At 71.5% G+C, this 19,005-nt stretch carries 15 protein-coding genes; 6 read left to right on the forward strand and 9 right to left on the reverse strand.

All coding sequences use genetic code 11. The features are described 5' to 3' along the window. Positions 1-217 precede the first annotated feature (217 nt). The 6 genes from WMF31_RS22435 (at position 218) to WMF31_RS22460 (ending at position 6,496) form a co-directional block, all read left to right on the forward strand. Positions 218-2,182, forward strand: a complete 1,965-nt coding sequence (locus WMF31_RS22435; RefSeq protein WP_436603903.1) for a molybdopterin-dependent oxidoreductase — start codon at positions 218-220, stop codon at positions 2,180-2,182. Positions 2,183-2,304: 122 nt separating this feature from the next. Next, positions 2,305-3,090 (forward strand): Uma2 family endonuclease, encoded by a 786-nt coding sequence (locus WMF31_RS22440; protein WP_436603904.1) that lies wholly within the window; start codon positions 2,305-2,307, stop codon positions 3,088-3,090. A gap of 194 nt (positions 3,091-3,284) precedes the next feature. Then, positions 3,285-4,196 carry a molybdate ABC transporter substrate-binding protein gene (gene modA, locus WMF31_RS22445; RefSeq protein ID WP_436603905.1) on the forward strand — a complete coding sequence of 304 codons (912 nt, stop codon included), beginning with the start codon at positions 3,285-3,287 and terminating at the stop codon, positions 4,194-4,196. 8 nt (positions 4,197-4,204) lie between these two features. Then, positions 4,205-5,068: an ABC transporter permease gene (locus WMF31_RS22450; RefSeq protein WP_436603906.1), complete on the forward strand. Its 864-nt coding sequence runs from the start codon at positions 4,205-4,207 to the stop codon at positions 5,066-5,068. A 36-nt stretch (positions 5,069-5,104) separates the two neighbouring features. Next, positions 5,105-5,830, forward strand: coding sequence for an ATP-binding cassette domain-containing protein (locus tag WMF31_RS22455; RefSeq protein ID WP_436603907.1), 726 nt, complete (start codon positions 5,105-5,107; stop codon positions 5,828-5,830). A 159-nt stretch (positions 5,831-5,989) separates the two neighbouring features. Beyond that, complete coding sequence (locus tag WMF31_RS22460; protein WP_436603908.1) at positions 5,990-6,496, forward strand: DUF4112 domain-containing protein; 507 nt, start codon at positions 5,990-5,992, stop codon at positions 6,494-6,496. Positions 6,497-6,725: 229 nt separating this feature from the next. Here WMF31_RS22460 and WMF31_RS22465 read toward each other — a convergent pair whose 3' ends face one another. The 9 genes from WMF31_RS22465 to WMF31_RS22505 all read right to left on the reverse strand — a co-directional run bounded on the left by WMF31_RS22465 (position 6,726) and on the right by WMF31_RS22505 (position 18,475). After that, positions 6,726-7,430 (reverse strand): Bax inhibitor-1/YccA family protein, encoded by a 705-nt coding sequence (locus WMF31_RS22465; protein ID WP_436603909.1) that lies wholly within the window; start codon positions 7,428-7,430, stop codon positions 6,726-6,728. 222 nt (positions 7,431-7,652) lie between these two features. After that, complete coding sequence (locus WMF31_RS22470; RefSeq protein WP_436603910.1) at positions 7,653-7,997, reverse strand: hypothetical protein; 345 nt, start codon at positions 7,995-7,997, stop codon at positions 7,653-7,655. Positions 7,998-8,190: 193 nt separating this feature from the next. Beyond that, positions 8,191-9,651 carry a ParA family protein gene (locus WMF31_RS22475; protein WP_436603911.1) on the reverse strand — a complete coding sequence of 487 codons (1,461 nt, stop codon included), beginning with the start codon at positions 9,649-9,651 and terminating at the stop codon, positions 8,191-8,193. A 164-nt stretch (positions 9,652-9,815) separates the two neighbouring features. Beyond that, positions 9,816-11,384: a bifunctional phosphoribosylaminoimidazolecarboxamide formyltransferase/IMP cyclohydrolase gene (purH, locus tag WMF31_RS22480; protein ID WP_436603912.1), complete on the reverse strand. Its 1,569-nt coding sequence runs from the start codon at positions 11,382-11,384 to the stop codon at positions 9,816-9,818. A gap of 115 nt (positions 11,385-11,499) precedes the next feature. Further along, positions 11,500-14,001 (reverse strand): endopeptidase La, encoded by a 2,502-nt coding sequence (gene lon / locus WMF31_RS22485; protein ID WP_436603913.1) that lies wholly within the window; start codon positions 13,999-14,001, stop codon positions 11,500-11,502. A gap of 233 nt (positions 14,002-14,234) precedes the next feature. Continuing rightward, positions 14,235-15,491 (reverse strand): ATP-dependent Clp protease ATP-binding subunit ClpX, encoded by a 1,257-nt coding sequence (clpX, locus tag WMF31_RS22490; protein ID WP_129347527.1) that lies wholly within the window; start codon positions 15,489-15,491, stop codon positions 14,235-14,237. A 394-nt stretch (positions 15,492-15,885) separates the two neighbouring features. Beyond that, a complete protein-coding gene (locus tag WMF31_RS22495) occupies positions 15,886-16,530 on the reverse strand; it encodes an ATP-dependent Clp protease proteolytic subunit (RefSeq protein ID WP_129347526.1) in 645 nt (214 codons plus the stop codon). Positions 16,531-16,809: 279 nt separating this feature from the next. Then, the gene (gene tig, locus WMF31_RS22500; protein ID WP_436603914.1) at positions 16,810-18,078 is read right to left on the reverse strand and encodes a trigger factor; all 1,269 of its coding nucleotides are present in this window, start codon (positions 18,076-18,078) and stop codon (positions 16,810-16,812) included. Positions 18,079-18,310: 232 nt separating this feature from the next. Next, positions 18,311-18,475 carry a transcriptional regulator gene (locus tag WMF31_RS22505; RefSeq protein ID WP_129347524.1) on the reverse strand — a complete coding sequence of 55 codons (165 nt, stop codon included), beginning with the start codon at positions 18,473-18,475 and terminating at the stop codon, positions 18,311-18,313. Positions 18,476-19,005 lie beyond the last annotated feature (530 nt).

Below are 19,005 nucleotides of genomic sequence, written 5' to 3' on the forward strand. Positions count from 1 at the left end.
TGAACATAAGCCTCCATCCCGGGATGTGCACAGCGTGGATTTTCCCTATGTCACCGGCCCGTTGCGGCGGCCACCTTGCGGCAGAAACGTCGCCGCATCGCGTGACGGGCCGACGACACCGGCGGACTCGGCACCTCCCGGACGACCGGGAGACAACCGGGGCGACGCGGCGCTCACCGCCCATGCGGCGCGCGCGCTCCTGATCTAGACTGCCGCGGTGCAGCAGCTCCGCAAGACCACCTGTAACCGCGACTGCCCCGACGCCTGCAGCATCGTCGCCACCGTCGAGGATGGCCGCGTGGTGCGCCTCGCCGGCGACCCGAGCCACCCCGTCACGAGGGGCTTTCTCTGCTACCGGACATCGCGCTTCCTGGACACCCAGTACTCGCCCGCGCGCCTCACGACCCCCCTGCTCCGCAAGGGCGGAGCGCTCACGCCCGTGTCGTGGGACGAAGCGCTCGACACCGCGGCCGAGCGGCTGCTCAGGATCCGCGCCGAGTCGGGCCCGGCCGCGATCTTCCACTACCGGAGCGGCGGCTCGCTCGGGATCCTCACGGGGATCACCGACGCCTTCTTCGCGCGGTTCGGGCCGGTCACGGTCAAGCGCGGCGACATCTGCTCCGGCGCGGGCGACGCCGCGCAGCTCACCGACTTCGGCGAGGAGGACAGCCACGATCTCGCCGACCTGAAGAACGCCCGGCACATCCTGCTCTGGGGCAAGAACGTCTTCACCTCGAGCCCCCACACCCTGCCCGTGCTGCGCGAGGCCAGGGCGCGCGGCGCGGAGCTCGTCCTCATCGACCCGGTGCACCACAAGACCGCCTCCCTGTGCGGGGCGTACTACCAGCCCCGCCCGGGCGGCGACTTCGCGCTCGCCATGGCCGTGGCCCGCGTGCTCTTCGACGAGGGGTGGACCGACCCGCGCGCGGAGGAGACGTGCGATCACCTCGACGCCTTCCGCGCGCTCGCGCGGAGCCGCTCGGTCGCCGCGTGGTGCGCCGACGCCGACGTGCCCGAGGGCGCCGCCCTGGACCTCGCGCGCCGCCTCGGCCCCGAGAGGCCGACCGCGATCCTCGTGGGCTGGGGCATGGGCCGGCGCACCTCGGGCGGCGCGATCGTGCGCGCCCTCGACGCGCTCTCCGCGGTGAGCGGCAACCTCGGCGTCCCCGGCGGCGGCGTCTCGTTCTACTTCAAGCGCCGCGGCGCCTTCGATCTCTCCCCGTTCCAGGGCCAGCGCCCCCCGCCCCGCACCGTCTGCGAGCCGCTGTTCGGCCCGGAGGTGCTCCGGATGAGCGATCCGCCGATCCGCGCCGTGTGGGTGACGGCGGGCAACCCGGTCGCCATGCTGCCCGAGTCCGGGACCGTCGCGGAGGCGCTCAGGACGCGCGACTTCGTCGTCGTCGTCGACTCGTTCCTCACGGACACGGCGCGGCTCGCCCACCTCGTCCTGCCCACGAGGACGCTGCTCGAGGCCGACGACGTGCTCGGCGCGTACGGCCACCATTACCTCGGCGTCTCCACGCCCGTGGTCCCGCCCCCGGACGGGGTGAAGAGCGATCTCGAGATCATGCAGGCGCTCGCGCCGCGCGTGGGCCTCGGTGACGCGCTCGACGGCAGCGTCCGCGAATGGAAGCGGCGGGTCACCGAGCCGAGGCTCGCCCCCTTCGGCATCACCCTCGAGACCCTGGAGCGCGAGCCGGTGCGCAATCCGCTGGCGCCCGAGGTGCTCTTCGCCGATCGCAAGTTCCCGACCCCGACCGGCCGGGTCAACCTCATCACCGAGGCGCCGCCGGAGGAGCGCGCGGACCCCGACGCGGGCGAGCTCCCGCTGCGCCTCATGGCGCTCTCCACCGAGCGGTCCCAGTGCTCGCAATGGGCGCGGCCGCAGGAGGGCCCTGCCGTCGTCACGGTCCACCCCGACGCGGCCGGCGGCGTGCCCGACGGCGGCGTCTGCCGGCTCGAGTCGCGCATCGGCGCGCTGGTGGTGCGGCTCCGCCACGACCCCGCCCAGCGCCGCGACGTGGCGCTCATGCCGAAGGGCGGCCACCTCCACGACGGCCGCTGCGCCAACGCGCTGATCCGCGCCCGCACCACGGACATCGGCGAGGGCGGCGCGCTGTACGAGGAGCGCGTGCGCCTCGTACCGCTGGCGGAGGCCGAGGCGGCGCCGCCCGCGCCGTAGCGCGGCCGGCGGGGCGCCCGCGCTGCGCGGCGGCGCCGCGGGCGTCGAGCGCGGGCGGAAGCGCGGCCTCGCCCTGGGCTGGCGCTTGACACGGGCGCTCTCCGTCGGGAAGTTGTCTCTCGATGTCCTCGATGCTGGCGATGCCCCCGATGCTGGCGAGCTCCGCCGCCCCGCTCGACGAGGTGGTCGGGCCGGACGTGTCGGCGATCGTGACCGAGGACGACACGCCCTTGGACAACTTTCCTTCCGAGAAGCAGCAGCGGCTGTTGACCGAGGCGCTCTACAGCTCGTGGTCCGGGCCTCCGGCGCAGGAGGGCGAGCGACGGAGCTTCCTGGCAGCGGCCAACGTCGGCCTCTTTGCCACGCCCAAGGAGCCGCCGCTCGTGCCGGACGTGCTCCTCAGCGTGGACGTCGCGCTGCACGAGGCGTGGTGGCAGAAGGAGCATCGGTCCTATTTCCTCTGGGAGTTCGGCAAGCCGCCCGACGTGGTGATCGAGATCGTCTCGAACCGCGAGGGCGACGAGCTCGGCCTGAAGCGGCGCCGTTACGCATGGATGCGCGTCGCCTACTACGTCGTCTGGGATCCGGCCGGCCACCTCGGCGGCCCGGCGCTGCGCGCGTTCGAGATGCGCGGGCACACCTACGTGCCCATGGAGAACGCCTGGTTCGAGGCCGTGGGGCTGGGGCTCTCCGCGTGGGAAGGCGTCCACGAGGGTCGGCACGATCGGTGGCTGCGCTGGCACACCGCCGATGGCCGCGTGGTGCCGACGGGGGCGGAGCGAGCCGAGCGCGAGCGGGCGCGCGCGGAGCGCGAGCAGGCGCGCGCGGAGCGCGAGCAGGCGCGCGCGGAGCGGCTCGCGGCGCAGTTGCGCGCGCTGGGCATCGAGCCCGACGAGAGCGGCTCTTGACCCCGGCGCGCCGCCGGGCAGGGCTGCGAGGGCACTGACACCGAGGAGCGCCCCCGGCGCCGGTGCCCAGCGCCCGCGCTGTCCGGAGCGACCCCCTTCTCGGGGCCCCCTCGAAACCTGGAGCGGGCTCGAGCGCGATGTTCCAGCGCTGGCCCATGACAGCGATGCATTCCAGCGTGGTATGAGCTCGCGTCATGGAGAGCGCCGCACGCAACCGGGTCCGGGCGCTGCGCGTCGCCACGGGTCGCGTGCGCCAGAGCCACCTCGGCAGCCTCGCCCCCCGCCGCCGGGCGCTGATGGCCGGCCTCCTGGGGCTTTTCCTGTCCTCGCTCGCCGCGTGCGAGGGGTCCGGGGCCGCTCACGCCGCGGGCGCGGGCGCCGAGCAGCGGCTCGTCGTCTTCGCGGCCGCGTCGCTCCGCGAGAGCTTCAGCCACCTGGCGGAGGAGCTCAAGAAGCGCCGGCCCGCCGTGGCGATCTCCTTCAACTTCGCGGGCAGCCAGGAGCTCCGGACGCAGATCGAGCACGGCGCGGCCGCCGACGTCTTCGCGTCGGCCGATCTCCGGCACATGGCCGCGCTGCGCCGCGCGGGGAAGGTCGGCGATCCGGTGATCTTCGCCCGCAACGAGCCGGTCCTCGTCGTGCCGCGGGGGAGAGCGCCCGCGATCCGGACGCTGGCCGACCTGCCCCGCGCCGCGCGGATCGTCGTCGGAGCGCCGGAGGTCCCCATCGGGGCGTACGCGAGCCAGATCCTGGACAGGACCTCGCGGAAGCTCGGCGCCGACTTCCGGGCGAGGGTCGAGGCGCGCGTGGTCTCGCGGGAGCTCAACGTCCGGCAGGTCCTCGCGAAGGTCGTCCTGGGCGAGGCCGACGCGGGCATCGTCTACCGCACGGACGCGGCGGCCGCCCGGGATCGCGTGGAGGTCGTCTCCCTCCCCGCGGAGGTGAACGTCATGGCCGAGTACCCCATGGCCGTCGTCACCGGAGCCCGTCACCGTGAGCTCGCGAGGGCGTGGCTGGATCTCGTGGTGTCCCCCGCCGGGCAGGAGATCCTCGCCAGGTCCGGGCTCGTGAGCGCCGCGGGCGAGCGCCCTGGAAGACCGGAGTGAGCGAGCGGATGTCCCGGAGGAGCGCCCTCCGCGCGAGGCTCTTTCGCCTGGTCGTCGCCGCCGCGGCGAGCGCGCTGTTCGCGTTCCTGATGCTGCCGCTCGTCGGGCTGGTCACGGCCACGGGCTGGTCCGACCTCGTAGCCGGGCTGAAGCACCCGCTGGCGCTGTCGGCCCTCCGGCTGAGCCTGTTCACGACGAGCGTCAGCCTGGCCGTGGTGGTGGTGCTCGGGACGCCGCTCTCGTGGCTCCTCGCGCGGGGCGCTGGCCGGGCCCACCGGGCCGTGGAGACGCTCATCCAGCTCCCGATCGTCATCCCCCCGGCCGTGGCGGGGGTCGCCATGCTGCTCGCCTTCGGGCGGCAGGGGCTCCTGGGCCGGTGGGTCTCGCCGGACGGAGGGTCGATCGCGTTCACGACGGCGGCGGTGATCATGGCGGAGACGTTCGTCTCCGCGCCGTTCTTCCTGCAGGCGGCGACGAGCGCCTTCCGCAGCATCGAGGAGGAGTGCTTCCTCGTGGCGCGCAGCCTGGGCGCCTCCCCCGCCCGGGTGTTCCTCCGCATCGCCCTGCCGCTCGCCGCGCCCGGGCTCGTGAGCGGCGCCGCCATGACCTGGGCGCGCGCGCTCGGAGAGTTCGGGGCGACGCTCATGTTCGCCGGCAACCTGACCGGCGAGACGCAGACGCTGCCGCTCGCGATCTACACGGCGCTCGAGTCGGATCTCCGGATCGCGCAGGCCCTGTCGCTCGTGCTCGTGCTCGTGGCGTTCGTGTTCCTGCTCCTCGTCCGCGGCGGCGCGGCGCGCCTGTCGCGCCACGGGGAGCGGGGCGACCGGCGACCGGCGCCGCGGCGCGAGGAGCGGCTTCATGGCGCGTGACGGCGGCGGCTCCCTGGCTCGCGGGAGGAGGGCGCGATGCTCGAGGTGAGCCTAAAGGCCCGGATCGGGAGGCTCTCGCTCGAGGTGCAGCTCGCCGCCGGCGACGGACCCTTCGTCCTCGTCGGGCCGAACGGGGCGGGCAAGACGAGCCTCCTGCTGATGGTCCTCGGCGTCGTCTCCCCGCGCCGCGGTCGCATCCTGCTGAACGGGCGCCCGCTCTTCGACGCGGATCGCGGGATCGACCTGCCGCCCGAGGAGCGCGGCCTCGGCTACCTCCCCCAGAGCTACGGCCTCTTCCCGCACATGTCGGCGCTCGAGAACGTCGAGTTCGCCCTCGCCTGCCGTGATCCCGGGCAGGCGCCGCGGGCGCGGCGCGACGAGGCGCTCGGCAGGCTCGAGGACCTCGGCGTCGCGGAGCTCGCGCGGAGCCGCCCGGCGAGCCTCTCCGGCGGCGAGCGGCAGCGGGTCGCGCTGGCCCGGGCGCTGGCCGCCAGGCCCGAGGCGCTGCTGCTCGACGAGCCGCTCGCGGCGCTCGACGCGGGGGCCAGGCGGCACGTGCGGACGTTCGTGGCCGAGTACCTGAGGGAGCTCGGCATGCCGGCGCTGGTCGTCACGCACGACCCCGCCGACGCCGCCGCGATCGGCGGCCGGGTGGCCGTGCTCGAAGGCGGCCGCCTCATCCAGCAGGGGAGCTTCGAGGAGCTCCGGGAGCGCCCGGGCTCGCCCTTCGTCGCCGAGTTCGTCGCCTCCGGCTGCCCGTGATCGCGGCGCGCCTCCGCGGACGCGGGGGTGGGGCACGCTGGGGGCTCGCCGAGGGGCTGAGAGCACCTCGGTGCCGAGCCCCACGTTGACGCTCGGCGACGCCGCCTCGATGATGCGGAGCGAGATCGCGATCGCACCCACGTTGCAGAGCGGCCCACCATGCCCGTCACGCCCCTCACCCCGCCGAAGACCGCCGCGCCCGAGGAGGAAGGGCTGAAGCGCCTGAGGTGGCTGGGGCACTTCCTGGACAACGCCATTCGCGTTCCCGTCGTCGGTTATCGGATCGGCTACGACGCGGTCATCGGGCTGATCCCCGGCGTGGGCGACCTCGTCGGCTTCGGGCTCTCGATGTACATCGTGGTCGCGGCGATGCGTTACCGTCTCCCCGCATCGACGCTGCTGCGCATGGTGCTCAACGTGGGCCTCGAGGCGCTGATCGGCATGGTCCCCCTGCTGGGCGATCTGTTCGACGCGGCCTTCAAGGCGAACGTGCGGAACCTGAGCCTGCTGGATGCGCACCTCGCGTCCCGCAGCCAGGGCAGCCCGCAGCCCTCGGATTTCCGCTTCTACGCGGGCCTGCTCGTCGCCGTGGCGGCGCTCCTCGCCCTCGCCGGCCTGCTGCTCTTCGCGCTGCTCCGAGCCCTCCAGGCGCTCCTCGGCGCGTGAGGGTCGAAGCCCCCGACGGGAGCCGCCTCCTCTGTCTCTCGAGCCACGTCAACGCCAAAGGGCCAGTCCCCCCGGACCGCCCGGCCGAGCGTCGAGGCGCGTCGCCGAGCGGGGCGGACCCGCACAGGAGACGGGCCCAGATCGGCGTTTTCGGCGCGCAGGCGTACTCCAGTACGCCGAGCACCGAAAACGCCGAGGTGGGCCCGTATCCGCAGCGGGTCCGCCCCGCTCAGTCGCGGGAGCTGATGAAGAGGCGGAGGACGTACCAGAACATCATGGCGACCGACGCGAAGAGCTCGAGCGCGGCGCCGACGTAGCGGTCCTCGGGGAAGTGGTGCAGGACGTTCGACGTGTCGTAGAGGATGGCGGCGCCGGCGAACGCGACCATGGCGACGCTGAAGAAGGTGCCGAGCTGGAAGCCGAACAGCACGCCGGCCGCGATGAGGACGAGCGCGCAGATGCCGCCCCAGCGCAGGAGCGCCCCCAGGAAGGAAAAGTCCTTGCGGGTCACGAACGCGATCGCGGTGAGCCCCGCGAAGCCGGCCATCGTCACGAGGCCGGCGCTCTGGATCGCGCCGGGAGCCACCGTGTTCGCGAGGTAGAGCAGCGGCACGAAGACGATCGCCTGGGCGAGCACGAAGCCGCCGAGCGCGGCGTACTGCGCCGGCTTCGACGTGGAGGTGTGCGCCGCGCGGCTGGCCAGCCAGCTCACGAGCATGAACCCCCCGAGCACCAGCAACCAGCTCGTGCCCATCATCGCCCTGGCGATGACCAGGGCGGCGCCGGTCTGGAACAGCGCGATCTCGATCGCGGCGAAGAGGACGATCGCCCCGAACAGATGGTTGTACGTCCGGACGATGAAGCGCTCGCGCGTATCGGCGGCGGCACGGATCACCGAGGAACGGGTCCCGTATCCTACGTAGTTCTGGTTCATGTTCCCTCTCGTCGGTAGTGGCCTCGACTGTAGCACGTCGCATGCCCGAAACGCAGCCGCCGGAGCGCACGGGCGCGGCGACACGCCGCCGTGATCGCCGTCACGCGTACGCCCCTCGCCGGGTCGCGAGCGGCGAGGGAGGGCTGCCCCGACGGTGGTGCGGCCGGGCGTCGTCCTGCTCGGCGCGACGTGGTGCTACGGCCTGAGGATAGAGAGGCTTACCTAAATCCCCTTCGGGATCTTGTCGAGGTCCACCTGCGAGAGCGCATGGCGGATCAGCGCGCTGCGGTTGGCCTTGGTCACCCCGCGCGCCTTGAGGGCGCCGACCATCCCGTCCAGCCGCTCGAGATCCTCGGTGTACATCGAGATGCAGATGACCTTGTAGTGCTGCGGTCGATCCGGCGGCGGCGCGGCGCCTGGCTCGGACGCGGCGCCGGCTGCCCGGGACCTCGCGCGCGAACGGGGCGCGCTCGCGGGCGTATAGAACGCCCCGGACAAAACGCCCTCCACCTCGTCGCGCTCGAGCTGCGCCATCGCGGCACCCCCGAGATCGCCTTCGCTCGTCATGGCTTCCTCCAGCTCCCTGCCCGCCCCGTGCCCGTTCAGGCCCCCGCGCCCACGGGTCTCGTCATCCAGCGGGACTCCGCTTGCGCGGGTCCCTTCATCCAGCGGGACCCCGCATGCGCGGGTCCCTTCATCCAGCGGGACCCCGCTTTCGCGGGTCCCTTCATCCAGCGGGACCCCGCTTTCGCGGGTCCCTTCATGCACCCGCCGCAGCGCCCGGCCGCTCCGTTGCCGCGCCCGGCCGATCGGTGCCCCGCGACGCGGGCTCGCGCAGCACGCCGGCCTCCACGCCTGCCGCACCGCGCTCGCGGCTCTCGATGATGCGATCGACCACCGCCAGGTAATCGTCCGCCGCCGGGGTCCCCGGCGCATACTCGAAGATCGTTTGGCCCTGCGCGGGCGCCTCCTTCACCTTGATGGCCTGGCGAATCGGCGCGAGGCAGCGATCCTCGAAATGCTGCTTCATCGTGCTCACCGCCTCGCGCGCGATCTTCGCGCGACCATCATAGAACGTCGGCAGCACGCCCCAGATCTGCACGGGGTGGTGCAGCAGCGCGTTGACGTTCTTCACCGTCTTGATCACCTGCCGCACGCCCACGAGCGACAGGTAATCGCACGCGACCGGGACGAGTACGCTGTCGGCGAACACCAGCGCGTTCTGGTTCATCAGCGACAGGCTCGGCGAGCAATCGAGCACCACGTAGTCGTACCCGGCCGCCGCGGCGGAGAGCCGGTCCGAGAGCACACGATCCCGGTTCTGGCGCCCCGCCAGGTAGAGCTCGGCCGCGGCCAGCGTCTCGTTGGACGGCAGGAGATCCAGGTTCGGACGCACCGTCCTGGTCGCATCGGCGATCCGGAGACCCATCACCAGCACGTGATAGAGCGACCGCTCCGCGCCCGCGCCGAGCGAGACAGAGACGTTCCCCTGGGCGTCCGTGTCGACGAGGAGCACCCGCTTGCCGCGGGCCGCGAGCCCGGCCGCGACGCTCACGGCCGTGGTCGTCTTGCCCGTGCCCCCCTTGTGGTTGAACACGGCCAGCCGGCACGGCACGCCGGCCGGACGCTGCGGCGGCGGGGCCGCTCGCCGCGTGCCCACGGTCGGCGTCAGGGGCACGGCGGTCGCCCCCTGGGCCCTGCTCTCTGCCGGGCGCGCGGCGGGCGCGGCCTGCCCGGCCGCCGCCCCCGGCCCGGCCGCGACGGCGACCGCCGCGCTCGTCCGGGCAGGCACCTCCGGGGACGCCGGCCCGCGCGCCTCCGCGGCGGCACAGGCCCCGGCGGCGCCGGCGTCGCTCCCGACCAGCCCGGCCTCGCGGGCCGGCGGCTCCGCCGCGGCCGGCGTCACGGCCGCCGCGGCGATGGCCCCGAGCCGCGCCCCGTTCGCCTCGCGGACCAGCTGCGTCCGGCACCCCAGCGAGCACGCGTAGCGCCGCCGCCCGGCGACGTAGAGCACCTGCGAGACGAGCTCCGGGGGGAACCGCTTGGCGCACGCGTCGCACGTCGCGAGCGCGGCGCCGATCTCGCCGCCGCGCTGGCTCTTTTCAAGGCACTTCTGCGAGCAGAAGAAGGAGAACCCGCCGTCCCGCTCCTCCATCTGATACCGGAACTGGACCTCGAATCCGCTCCCGCAAACACTGCACGTTTCGCTGATTCCGCCCACAGCTCGCTCCTTCGTGCCACGCACGGCGTTCTGCCCAGGCGCAGCGTGGACCATCATCACAGGCAACGCCGCCGGGTCAACTTTTCTGCGAGCGCGGCGAGCCCTTTCCCTGCCGAGGAGAAAGGGCCCATCCCGGATCGGGAGCGACGCGAGGTGGTGCGGAATCAGTGACGGAAGTGCCGCACCCCGGTGAACACCATGGCGATCCCCGCCGCGTCGGCCGCGGCGATCACGTCGGGGTCCTTCACGCTGCCCCCAGGCTGCGCGACCGCCCGGATCCCGTGCTCCGCGGCGAGCACCAGGCCGTCCGGGAACGGGAAGAAGGCGTCCGAGGCGAGGACGCTCCCGCGGGCCCGCTCCCCCGCCTTGCTGCAGGCGATACGCACGCTCTCGACCCGGGACATCTGCCCGGCCCCGATCCCCACGGTGCTCCCCGGCACCGCGAGCACGATCGCGTTGGATTTCACGTGCTTGCAGACACCCCAGCCGAGCTCGAGCGCCTCGAGCTCCTCCGCGGTGGGCGCCCGCTTCGTCACGACCTTGCCCCGGCGCACCTCGCCGGCGGCGGTCGCGTCGCGCCCCTGGACGACCAGGCCCCCGCCGACGCGCTTGAAGGTCAGCTCCCGGTGGTCGGCCGGGAGCAGCGTCCCGGTCGCGAGCACCCGGAGGTTCTTCTTGGTCCGGAGCACCTCCAGCGCCTCCGGGGTGTAGGCGGGCGCGATGACGCACTCCAGGAACGTCTCCACCAGCACCGCGGCGGCCGCCCGGTCGACCTCGCGGTTCAGCGCGACGATCCCGCCGAAGGCGCTCACCGGGTCCGCCTCGCGCGCCGTCCGGTAGGCGGCCGCGAGGTCGACGCCCGTGGCGACGCCGCACGGGTTGGTGTGCTTCACGACGACCGCGGCAGGCGGGCCGAGCTCCCGCACGGCCTCGAACGCCGCGTCCGCGTCGACGAGGTTGTTGAACGACAGCTCCTTGCCGCCCGCCCCCAGCGACTCCGCGAGCGCGAGCGACCCCGCGGCCGCGCCCCGCTCGCGGTAGAAGGCGCCCGGCTGGTGCGGGTTCTCGCCGTACCGGAGCGGATAGGCCCGCTCGAGCGCGAGCGTCAGGAAGCGCGGATACGCCTCGCGCACGGCGGCGTCCGGCTCGCCGTCCTCGGGCAGCGACGACAGGTAGCCCGCCACCATCCCGTCGTAGGCCGCCGTGTGGGCGAACGCCTTCGTGGCGAGCCGCCGGCGCGTGGCGCTCGACACCTCGCCGTCCCGCTCGACCTCGGCGAGCACGGCGTCGTAATCGGCCGGATCGACCACCACGGCCACGCGCGCGTGGTTCTTGGCCGCGCTCCGCACCATCGACGGGCCGCCGATATCGATGTTCTCGATGATCTCGGGGTGCGTGACCCCTGGCTTCCGGACGGTCGCCTCGAAGGGATAGAGATTGCAGACCACGAGGTCGATCGGCGCGCCCCCGAGCCGCGCGAGATCCGCCTCGTCGATGGCGCCGCGCATCAGGATGCCGCCGTGCACCCGGGGGTGGAGCGTCTTCACCCGGCCATCCATCACCTCCGGAGAGCCCGTATACGCCTCCACGCCGACGACAGGCACATTGGCCTCCAGGAGCGCCTTCTGCGTCCCTCCGGTCGAGAGGATCTCCACCCCCATCGAAGCGAGCCGCCGGGCCAGCGGCAGCAGTCCCGTCTTGTCCGATACCGATATCAGTGCGCGTCGAATCATCGAGACGCCAGCTAGTGCGTCTCGGCGCCCGCCGCCAGCCCATCCGTTCAGCGGCGCGCCGCCCGGTGGGGGGTCCCCCAGCAGGGCGGCCGCGCACCCGGCCAGGCCCGTGCGGCTACGCGCCGGGAGGCGCGGCCGGGGCGGCCGGGGTCGGCTCGCCGGTCGGGACCGGCGGCGCCTTGACCTGCGCCTCGTGGGTCACGAGCTCGCCGTCCCGGTACTCCAGCGTGCCCTTGGGCGGCCCGAAGATCGCCTCGGGATCCGGCAGGACGAGCGCCTCCCGGAGCACGTCGTCGACGTGCTCCACGAGCACGAGGCGCAGCGACCTCAGCACCCGCCGCGGCACGTCCCGGAGATCCTTCCGGTTCTCCTTCGGCAGGATCACGGTCGCGATGCCGCCGCGGTGCGCGGCGAGCAGCTTCTCCTTGAGCCCGCCGATCGGCAGCACCCGGCCACGCAGCGTGATCTCGCCCGTCATCGCGAGATCCCTGCGCGCGGGCACCTTCATCAGCGCGCTCACGAGCGCGGTCACCATGGTCACGCCCGCGCTCGGCCCGTCCTTGCGGACGAAGTCGGGGAAATGGATGTGAACATCGACCTTCTGGTAGACGTCCGGCTCCAGCCCGAGCCGATCGAGGCGCGAGCGCACGTAGCTCATCGCCGCGTGCCCGCTCTCCTCCATCCCCTTCTCGAGCAGCCCCGTGATCACGAGCTTGCCCTTGCCTGGCACCACCGTCGCCTCGGCCGGGAGCAGGTCGCCGCCGACGTTGGTCACGGCGAGGCCGTTCACGAGCCCCACCTCGTCGCGCTCCTCGCGCTTGCCGAGCCGGTACTTCGGTACGCCGAGGTACTTCGGGATGCTCTTCGCGACGATCTCGATCGGCCGCTCCTTGCCCTCGGCCACGACCCGCCGCGCCACCTTGCGGCACACGCTCGCGATCTCGCGCTCCAGCGAGCGCACGCCGCTCTCCTTCGTGTAGTGGTGGATGATCGTCCGGAGCGCCCCCTCCGTGAAGTCGAGCGGCACCTCCTCCAGGCCGCACTCCTTCCGCTGCCGGGGGACGAGGTACTTCACCGCGATGTTCAGCTTCTCGAACTCCGTGTAGCCCGAGAGCTGGATGACCTCCATGCGGTCCTGGAGCGGCACGGGGATGCCCGACAGCGTGTTCGCCGTCGTGATGAACATCACGTCCGAGAGGTCGTAGTCGAGATCCAGGTAATGGTCGTTGAACGTGTGGTTCTGCTCGGGATCGAGCACCTCGAGCAGCGCCGCCGCCGGATCCCCGCGGAAGTCCGTCGACATCTTGTCGACCTCGTCGAGCAGGAATACGGGGTTGTTCGTCCCGACCTTCTTGAGCGACTGGATCAGCTTGCCAGGCAGCGCGCCGATGTACGTCCGCCGGTGGCCGCGGATCTCCGCCTCGTCGCGCACGCCGCCGAGCGAGAGCCGCACGAACTTGCGCCCCGTCGCGCGCGCGATCGACTTCGCCAGGCTCGTCTTGCCGACGCCGGGCGGGCCGACGAAGCAGAGCACCGGGCCCTTGAGCTTCTTCGTGAGCGCCTGGACCGCGAGGTACTCGAGGATGCGCTCCTTGATCTTCTTCAGCCCGTAATGATCCTCGTCGAGGATCTTCTCGGCCTCGACCAGGTCATACCGCTCCTCGCTCTTGTCGTACCAGGGCAGCTCCAGGATCCAGTCGATGTAGTTGCGCACCACGGTCGCCTCGGCGCTCGTGGGGTGCATCATCTTCAGCTTCTTGAGCTCCTTCTTGACCTTGGCGGCGGCCTCCTTGCTCATCCGCTTGGTCTTGAGGGCCTCCTCGATCTCCTGGATCTCGTTCTTGAACTCGTCGCGCTCGCCGCCACCCAGCTCCTTCTGGATGGCCTGCATCTGCTCGTTGAGGTAGTACTCCTTCTGCGTCTTCTCCATCTGCTTCTTGACGCGACTCCGGATCTTCTTCTCCACCTGGAGAATCTCGATCTCGGCCTGCATCAGCTCGATGAGACGCTCGAGCCGCTTCTGCGGCTCCTCCATCTCGAGCAGCGCCTGCCGGTCGGTCAGCTTGATCGTCGGCAGGTTGGCGATGATGGTGTCGGCCAGCCGCGAGGGCTCGTCGATGGCCTGCACCGCCATCAGCACCTCGGGCTGGATCTTCTTGTTGAGCTTGACGTACATCTCGAACGTCGACTGGACCGAGCGCATCAGCGCCTCGACCTCGACGCTCGCCACCGAGCTCTCGACGATCTCGTCGTACTCGACGAGGAAGTACGCGTCGCTCTGGACGTAACGGCGAATCCGGGCCCGGCGCTTGCCCTCGATGAGGACCTTCACCGTCCCGTCCGGCAGCCGGAGGAGCTGCATGATCGCGCCGACCGAGCCGACGCCGAAGATGTCGTCCGGCGTCGGGTCGTTCGTCTTGGCGTTCCGCTGGGCGGCGAGGAAGATCTCCTTGCCGCGGTTCATCGCCTCGTCGAGCGCCGCGATGCTGCGCTCGCGCCCGACGAAGAGCTGCGAGACCATGTGTGGAAAGACGATGATGTCGCGCAGCGGAAGCAGCGGGACGATCCCGCGTTCGGGTGCATTCTTGCCGCGATCACTGTCGTTCTTGAAGAACATCCGCCGTCTTTCCGGGAGTGTCGGGGGGCCGGGGCGGCCCCCGCCTGGGTTGTTACGAGAGGGGTTGAACTACTGCTGAACATCCACCGGCCCGGCCCGCGCTCCCCACGGGACCGCGGACGCTTCCGGCTGCTCGGAGGAGGGGGCGACCGGGGCGCGGTGCGCCGCGCGCTCGCCGCGACGCGTCGCCCTCGGCGGCCCGCGCCGCGCGCCCTGCCCCCCCCTGGCCCGCGTTATGCGAGCTCCGCCTCCTTCGTGTACACGATGAGCGGCGGCTCGTGCTTGGTGATCACGTCCTCGCTGACGACGACCTCCTTGATGCCCGTGCGGGATGGGACGTCGTACATGATGTCGAGCATCGCGGCCTCGAGGATCGCGCGCAGGCCGCGGGCGCCGCTGTTCCTCTCGAGGGCCTGACGGGCCACCGCGACGAGCGCGCCCCGGGTGAACTTGAGCTTCACCCCGTCCATCTCGAAGAGCTTCTGGTACTGCTTGACCAGGCTGTTCTTCGGCTTGGTGAGGATGTCGATCAGCGCGTCCTCGTTCAGCTCGTGGAGCGTCGCCACCATGGGCAGGCGGCCGATGAACTCCGGGATGAGCCCGAACTTGAGGAGGTCCTCCGGCTGGACCGCGCTGAGCAGCTCGCCCAGCTTGAAGTCCTTCTTCGACTTGATGTCCGCGCCGAACCCGAGGGTGTTCTGGCCGATGCGCCGCTGGATGATCTGGTCCAGCCCGACGAACGCGCCGCCGCAGATGAACAGGATGTTCGTCGTGTCGACCTGGAGGAAGTCCTGCTGCGGGTGCTTGCGGCCGCCCTTCGGGGGGACGTTCGCGATCGTCCCCTCGATGATCTTGAGCAGCGCCTGCTGCACCCCCTCGCCCGACACGTCGCGCGTGATGCTCGGGTTGTCGCTCTTCCTGCTGATCTTGTCGATCTCGTCGATGTAGACGATGCCGCGCTGCGCGCGCTCGACGTCGTGATCCGCGTTCTGCAGGAGCTGGACGATGATGTTCTCGACGTCCTCGCCGACGTACCCGGCCTCGGTCAGCGTCGTCGCGTCCGCGATCGCGAACGGGACGTTGATGATCTTCGCGAGCGTCTGCGCGAGCAGCGTCTTGCCGGAGCCCGTCGGCCCCAGCAGGAGGATGTTCGACTTGGACAGCTCCACGTCGTCCGAGGAGACCCGGCTGTCGATGCGCTTGTAATGGTTGTGCACCGCGACAGCGAGGATCTTCTTGGCGCGGTTCTGGCCGACGACGTACTCGTCCAGCGTCGCTTTGATGTCGGCGGGCTTGGGCACCGGGGTCGACCCCGCGTACGGCTCGTCCTTCTCGACCTCCTCCGCGATGATGTCATTGCAGAGCCCGATGCACTCATCGCAGATGTACACCGTGGGGCCCGCGATGAGCTTCTTGACCTCTTTCTGCGACTTGCCGCAGAAAGAGCAGCTTAAATTTCCGTTCGAGTGATCGTCCCGCCTTCGCTCCACTTCGACCCTCAGTGCGGTCTGCCGACGCCGCCGCTTCAACGAGAGGTGGGGATCCGCCTTCGCGGTCCCTCCAACTTTGGGACGGGAACGGCATCCCACCGTTCCCTGATTTTCAGCGATGTGCAGCCAAACGCCGCGCTCGGATTCTAGTCCGGTGCTCGTACCGTCGCAAGCTAACGGGGGTGGTCTCCAGCCTGTGGTCGAAGTCAGGGAATCGCCTGATGGCGGCCACAGCGCGCGCCTCGGACGAGGCCGCGCAGCGCGGCGGGAGCACGCGCCGAGCGAGGTCAGCGCGGCGCGACGTTGCGGCGTCGCGCGACGTTGCGCCGCGGCGCGACGCGCCCGCGCGCCCGCCCGCCGCCCCCGCGCGCCCGGCGGCCCGGGGCGCCGGCACCTACTTGTTTCGCTTCGGGAAGACCTCGTCGATCAGGCCGTATTCCTTGGCCTGCGTCGCGCTGAGGTAGAAGTCGCGCTCGATGTCCTTCGCCAGCTCGTCCCGGTTCTTGCCGGTCGCGTCGACGAGGATGTCGATCAGCGTCTCCTTGATCTTCTTGATCTCGCGCGCCTGGATCTCGATGTCCGTCGCCTGACCGCGCGCGCCGCCGAGCGGCTGGTGGATCATCACCCTCGCGTGCGGCAGCGCGAAGCGCCGTCCCTTGCCGCCGGCGCTGAGCAGCACGGCGCCCATCGACGCCGCCTGGCCGATGCACATCGTCGACACCGGGCAACGCACGTACTGCATCGTGTCGTACATGGCGAGCCCCGACGTCACCACGCCGCCCGGGCTGTTGATGTAGACCTGGATCTCCTTCTCGGGATCCTCGCTCTCCAGGAAGAGGAACTGCGCGATCACGGCGTTGGCCACGAAGTCGTCGATCTCCGTGCCGATGAAGACGATGCGGTCCTTGAGGAGGCGGCTGAAGATGTTCCACTCGCGCTCGCCGCGGTGGGTCACCTCCGTGACCGTCGGGAGGATGTAGGCCTTCTCGCGCTCGAGGAACTCGATGGCTTGGGTGCGGTTTTCGACTCGTCGGGTCATCCGGTGCTCCGGGGGGTTTGCTGCCGGGCGGCAGGGGCTCTACTCCTGGGCCAGACCGTGTTCGATCGCAAGACCGAACGCGCCCGAGATTACCGGAAATGTCGGACGCTCGCCGCGCCGCGCACCGAACCCGCCGACTTGCTGGGGCGCGGCGCGCTCGGCGCGTGGACGCGGGATCGAGAGGGCGCCGCGCGCCGAGCCGCCCGGTCCGCGCGCGGAGGACGCGCCCGGACGAGCGGCGGGCGCCGGCGCCCGCGCGCAGGCCCGCGGAGGCCGCGGCTAGCCCTCGTTCGTGACCTTCGCCGCGGCCTCGATGATGTCGAGGATCTTGTCCTCGAGGATCATCCCCGCGAACAGCTCGCGCTTCTGCGGCTCGCGGTACTCCGCCTTGACCTTCGCGACGTTCTTGCCCGTCTGCTCGGCGAGCTCCTGGTAGCCCTTCTCGAGGTCGGCCTCGGTGATCTTGACCTCCTTCGCCTTCGCGATCTCGGCCATCACCAGCCCCGCGCGGACCTTCATCTCGGCGTCGAGCCGCACGCGCGCGCGGAACTCCGGCGTCGGATCGACGCGCTGCCCCCGCCGGCGCGCCGTGGCGAGCAGCTCGCGCTCGGCGAGCTGCGCCTGCTGATCGACGAGCGACGGCGGCACCGGGATCGGGTTCGCCTTGCAGAGCTCGACGATGAGCTGCTCGGCCACCGCGTCGCTCGCCCGCTGCGTCAGCTCCTTCTCGAGCCTCTTGCGGAGCGACTCGCGGAGCGCCGCGAGGCTCTCCTCGCCGCAGTCCTTCGCGAGCTCGTCGTCGACCTCCGGGAAGATGCGCTCGCGCACGTCCTTCAGGGTGATGTGGAAGATCGCCTCCTTGCCCCGCAGCTCCGCGTTCGAGTGCTGCTCCGAGAACGTCACCGGCACGTCCTTCGACTGGCCGGGCGACATCCCGAGCAGGGCGTCCTCGATCTCCTTGAAGACCTGGCCGCTGCCGAGCTCGGTCTCGATCTCCTGCTCCTTCGTGTCGCGCAGCGCGCCGCCGACCTCCAGGGTGAAGGCGAGCGTGGCCACGTCCCCCTTCGCGGCGGGGCGCTCCGGCTCGGGCGCCTGCAGCGTCGAGTGCTCGCGGCGCAGCGCGGTGATCTCGGCGTCGATCATCTCCTCGGTCGGCGTGGTCGAGGGCCGCTTCACCTCGAAGCCCTCCCACTTGACCTCGGTGATGTCGGGCCGGACCTCGAACCGGGCCTTGTAGGAGAACGCGTCGTCGGGGCGGAGCTCGGCGGGCGCGATTGCGGGCTGAGACAGCGGCTGCACCTGCTTGTCGGCGAGCGCCTGGTTCAGCGTGGCGTCGACGAGCCGCTGGGCGACGTCGGCGTGGATGCGCCCGCCGTACAGGTGCGCGAGCACCTGGCGCGGCGCCTTTCCAGGCCGGAAACCCTTGACCCGGGCCGTCCGCTGGAGCGTCGTATAGGCCTTGTCGACCTCGCTCCGGACCCGGTCCGCGGGGACCTCCACCTGAAACTCCATCAGCACGGGAGAAAGCTTTTCGACGTTGACTTGCATGGCGTTCTTTTCGAAGGGCGGCACTCGTGCCACGCGCCGCCGGGGGGGTCAAGACGACCGTCGGGACGCTGCTTTAAAAAAAGAGCCCCGGCGGAGAGGCGGCCGCCGGGGCTCGGATCCCGGGAGGGATCGTGCAAGCTGATCTGCTGCGCCGCGCGACCACCGCGCGGCGCGGGCGACCGACGGCGCGCGCGGCGGCCATCGAGGCCAGGGCCGCCCCTCGCCGTCGCGCTCAGTCGTCGTCCGGGACGTCGAACGGGTCCCTCTCGAAGTCGAGCTCTGCCTCGAAGGAACCCTCCTCCTCGACGATGTCCTCGAGGGAGAAGCTCACGCGGTTCGGCCGGAGGATCTCCCGCTCGAACTCGGCATAGCTCTGGTACATCTTGGGAAGCGTCATCTGTCCTCCTACCATGTGCCGAGGCGACGTCGGGGCGTCGGTCCGCTCGGCGAAGCTGGGCGTCACGTCCGTGGATCAAGGGGCAGCCAGCGCCGCTCCCCGGGTCGCGTTGAGGGGAAACGACGGCGCGAACCGATCGCCGACCTGCGTTGAAGCGAAGACGAAAGCACGACGACTTGCGCAGGGGCGAGCAGCGCCTGCCCGCCCCCGTCGCACCAGAACGCGCGGGCAAGGACGCGATCGACGGGACCGGGATCGCCGGAAGACAGCAGCGCCCCCCCGAGCCCGAGGCAGCGTCCTCGCCTCGAGGCTCGCCCACGGGTGGATCGCCCCGTCGCTCGTTCGTCCTTGACCACAGTAAGCGACATGTGGGTCACTGTAGACGACCCCGGCGCTCGGGCCAACATTCCGACCACCCGGCCCGTGGGAGGGCGCCGGGCGGGCGCTGCCGCGGGGCGCGGGCGCCCTCCTCGGGGCGGGTCGGCCCCGCGCGTCCGGCCCAACCTGCAGCGGAGGCGCCTGCATCTCTC

It is taken from the genome of Sorangium sp. So ce1036 (assembly GCF_051369805.1).
In the GTDB taxonomy this organism is placed as follows: domain Bacteria; phylum Myxococcota_A; class Polyangia; order Polyangiales; family Polyangiaceae; genus Sorangium; species Sorangium cellulosum_F.

What these genes read in the sequence shown, in the direction of transcription:
- modA (WP_436603905.1), top strand. Translation starts at nt 3,285, where the DNA reads ATGGAGAGCGCCGCACGCAACCGGGTCCGGGCGCTGCGCGTCGCCACG.
- WMF31_RS22450 (WP_436603906.1), top strand. Translation starts at nt 4,205, where the DNA reads ATGTCCCGGAGGAGCGCCCTCCGCGCGAGGCTCTTTCGCCTGGTCGTC.
- WMF31_RS22505 (WP_129347524.1), bottom strand. Translation starts at nt 18,475, where the DNA reads ATGACGCTTCCCAAGATGTACCAGAGCTATGCCGAGTTCGAGCGGGAG.
- purH (WP_436603912.1), bottom strand. Translation starts at nt 11,384, where the DNA reads ATGATTCGACGCGCACTGATATCGGTATCGGACAAGACGGGACTGCTG.
- WMF31_RS22495 (WP_129347526.1), bottom strand. Translation starts at nt 16,530, where the DNA reads ATGACCCGACGAGTCGAAAACCGCACCCAAGCCATCGAGTTCCTCGAG.
- WMF31_RS22455 (WP_436603907.1), top strand. Translation starts at nt 5,105, where the DNA reads ATGCTCGAGGTGAGCCTAAAGGCCCGGATCGGGAGGCTCTCGCTCGAG.
- WMF31_RS22460 (WP_436603908.1), top strand. Translation starts at nt 5,990, where the DNA reads ATGCCCGTCACGCCCCTCACCCCGCCGAAGACCGCCGCGCCCGAGGAG.
- WMF31_RS22440 (WP_436603904.1), top strand. Translation starts at nt 2,305, where the DNA reads ATGTCCTCGATGCTGGCGATGCCCCCGATGCTGGCGAGCTCCGCCGCC.
- lon (WP_436603913.1), bottom strand. Translation starts at nt 14,001, where the DNA reads ATGTTCTTCAAGAACGACAGTGATCGCGGCAAGAATGCACCCGAACGC.
- WMF31_RS22465 (WP_436603909.1), bottom strand. Translation starts at nt 7,430, where the DNA reads ATGAACCAGAACTACGTAGGATACGGGACCCGTTCCTCGGTGATCCGT.
- tig (WP_436603914.1), bottom strand. Translation starts at nt 18,078, where the DNA reads ATGCAAGTCAACGTCGAAAAGCTTTCTCCCGTGCTGATGGAGTTTCAG.
- WMF31_RS22470 (WP_436603910.1), bottom strand. Translation starts at nt 7,997, where the DNA reads ATGACGAGCGAAGGCGATCTCGGGGGTGCCGCGATGGCGCAGCTCGAG.